This window comes from Shewanella sp., from assembly GCF_051658185.1.
Lineage (GTDB): Bacteria > Pseudomonadota > Gammaproteobacteria > Enterobacterales > Shewanellaceae > Shewanella.
The window spans coordinates 1-3,176 of the sequence record NZ_JBOFMC010000353.1; the positions used below are offsets into that span (position 1 = coordinate 1).

At 40.7% G+C, this 3,176-nt stretch carries 2 protein-coding genes; both read right to left on the reverse strand.

Translation table 11 applies throughout. The features are described 5' to 3' along the window. Positions 1-1,307: hypothetical protein (locus tag ACRCZA_RS13405; RefSeq protein WP_438674920.1), on the reverse strand; the 1,307-nt coding region annotated here is incomplete at its 3' end. Further along, positions 1,300-2,910, reverse strand: coding sequence for a hypothetical protein (locus ACRCZA_RS13410; RefSeq protein WP_438674921.1), 1,611 nt, complete (start codon positions 2,908-2,910; stop codon positions 1,300-1,302). The genes ACRCZA_RS13410 and ACRCZA_RS13405, both read right to left, overlap by 8 nt. Between the last annotated feature and the right edge of the window lie 266 nt (positions 2,911-3,176).

The window sequence follows — 3,176 nt, forward strand, 5'->3', positions numbered from 1 at the left end:
TGTGCGGGCCATTTTTGTGATTCTTGATGGGCTGTAGGTATTGCGGTAACTGCCATTTCGTAATAATCGATGCCCTGCCAACAAAGCTCTATTGCTTGGTCATAACTGAGCGGGCTCGTGAATTTTAATTTAATATTGCAGTATTTTTTGATTGTGCTGTCTGCGAGTTTTTGCTTTTTTACCCCACCGAAATTGATGAGTTCTAACGTGTATCGATAGAGCATTGTTGGCAGGATATTGTCTACAGGCCAATGAGTTAGCTCTTGGGCACATTCTGTAATCGTATTGCGATTGTTTTGCAGTTCGAGGTGCGGCCATTTTTGTGATTCTTGATGGGCTGTAGGTATTGCGGTAACTGCCATTTCGTCATAATCGATGCCATAAATTCTCGCTAATTGTCGTTGTTGATCCTTATTGTCAACCGAGACTAAAGGAGTTGCGACATGACGTTCTGGGTAACTAATATCTTTTAAGAATGTGGGAACGACATGATCGCGATAGTGCCAAACGGCTTGAAAAAGGTGCTGGTAATGACGAGAAACCTGAGTTGATATGGAGAATGACGTTAATAAGGTTTCTAATCTTTTTAGCAATTGCTTTTCAGTTATGCTACGCGAATATGCCTGATATTCCGTCAATGATTGGTAGACAAATAATGGCAGGTGATACCGGCTTGATTGTGGTAAACTGTCTTGGTTTGATGGCTTGTCTAAGTGCCTGATATTAAGATATGTTTGTCTTTCAATACGCTGAATACTGTCTTTGTCGTTAATGATGTTGACGAGATGAGCAATGGTTAGCGGCGCAATTTCAAGTGCTATAATCAATGCCATAAACTCGGCTGACAGTGCGGATCGCTGTTTCAAGAACTGAGTTTTGACGTTTTCATATTCACTTTGCAGTTTAAATGCATCGTTCGCTTGAGCAGTGATGCGTTCATACCATCTTAAATCAGGATCTGGCCAAGGCAGCTTTTCAACCTCAGGAGTTTGCCATTTCAGTGCTTCTTTGAGGTAGACAATAATGGCTTCTAGCGCACGTTTGTAGTGACGTTGCTTGCCTGTCGGAACCGAGCTGATGATTTTATTGATGACCTGTAAATCTTGAAGAGTAATTTCACGCCTTTGGAGTTGGCAGATTGATATGTGATTCGGCTTTTGAGCTGAAAGGCTTGAGACTTTGAGTGTTGGGTTAGGCCACTGGTTGAGCACCCAGGTAATGGCATCTATGCTAGCGTTAGACAAACCATGACGTTGGTGATAATTATAAACTTCAACAGGATTTAATTTGTTGAATAAACTAGACATATTTCAACTCCTTTAACCCGTATCGAGCTGGCAGACTATCGAGAAATTCTTCTTGTTGTTTTATGCTTGCTGGAAATACATGGTCACTGCCCAGATGTTCACCGTACTCCGCGTGTCCCATTAAGCGATCTATTTGGTGTGTTGTCAGTTTATGGATAATGCTGGTGACGGCACTTTGCGCAAATTGATGACGCAGCACATAGGGGACAACGCCATTGGCTCTTTGATGTAAAAATTGTCGCAGCGATTTTGCTGAGATTGCGATCGCTTGATTATTTGTATCATATAAATTCCATGCCCAGGGAAGATCATTAACCAAATTCAGCTTGGAATTGAGTTCTTGTTGCAACGAGATGTAATGCAGAATTTGTTGTCTCAGATAGTCACAAATTCTAATCTCGCGTTGAAAGCCTTTATCTGATACTGTCGTGCGGCGGTAATCATATTGTGATTTTTTATTGATCGAGATAGCATGGGTAGGGCGCATGCCCGTAAGCAGTATAAATAGCAGCGCAATATGATTAGCGCAGAGATTGTGATAATGAATTAAAGCGGTTTTAGCGGCTTTGTTTTCAGGTTTAGATGAAGTTATTTCGTCATGAAGAAGACGAAAAATAGCAACAATCTCACTCTCTGGTCTAAGTCGATTACTACCGTACTTCACAGACTCATCTGCGTATTTCTCTAGATCTTCACCAACCCATTTACTATGAAAACTCACACCGACCTGTGAGTTTGTAATGTCTGCAGGAATGTTTCTTTTGGCGTTATCATTTAATAGTGAAATGCTGGGAAGTGTGGCTTTCCTTACTGTTGAACTCGACGAGAATGTGAGTGTCAGCAACTTGCTCACACCTAGAGAGTTTGCATGATTGAATAATCGACTGAGATACCGATCTTGCGCGTGAAATAGCTCTGTTCGAACTTGTTCACTGTTTTTTTGCTGATAAACCGCTGCATGTTGATGGTGCCTTATATCATTAGGTAATAATAATGATTTAGTTAAACTGGACAGTTGATTATCAGTGCGAACACAGCGGGTTATGTACTCAAAAAAAATTTGCTTTTTTATCGCTGGAAAGTGGTCAATCTCGGCAGGTTTTCGCCATTTGGCCATGAGCAGATTAAGCAATTTTTGTTTTTCAAGTGCCGTTAGCCATGAAACATTGTAACTTTGATTGCTAATGAAGGGTTTGAAAATGTGGATTAAGCAATTAGGGATCGGTTGCCATTCGAATTTTTTCTCGCCGTTTTGAGTAATGGTTGCACGTGCGTAATAAGTCCAGGATTTGCCATCCTCAAATTTCTGATTTTTGAATCGATGTGCTTTGCATATATCGCTATTTTTTACTTTATGACAGTCGGGAATATCATCTACTGTGATGGGATTTTCTCTGGCTCGCAAGAGAAAATCATCTAACTGCTGAGTGAGCCATAGATACATCATAACAACTAATAATTTGCCTGAGTTGGTGTGATGACTCTGTTTTTGGGCTAGGTAAAATATCTTCATTAACGCCGTGTTAGTACTCAGCCTATCAGGCATGACACTGCCGGAATTTTTTAGCCTATTACTTTTAGCATTAGCTTGTTGTTTTCCCATCACTAATATCCAGATCCAATAGGTGAGTTGTGAGTTGCACCAAGATAAAGTTGCTTTTTAGCAACATCGACGTGAACCATCGCCCAATGTGGGCGGTGATATCAGTCGAAATTGCGATAGCAATTTAAATGCAATACTCTTAATTGTCTGTAGCGAAAACCAAGTGCAGAAGATAAAACTAATTTTCAACTGACTGACCAAGAAGACCCACATAGCTTGTGAAACAAGAAGCATCGCCTGATGAGGCGGTGAGAAGTTACACTGAA

Coding starts and splice junctions, on each gene's coding strand:
- ACRCZA_RS13410 (WP_438674921.1), bottom strand. CDS start 2,910: ATGGGAAAACAACAAGCTAATGCTAAAAGTAATAGGCTAAAAAATTCC.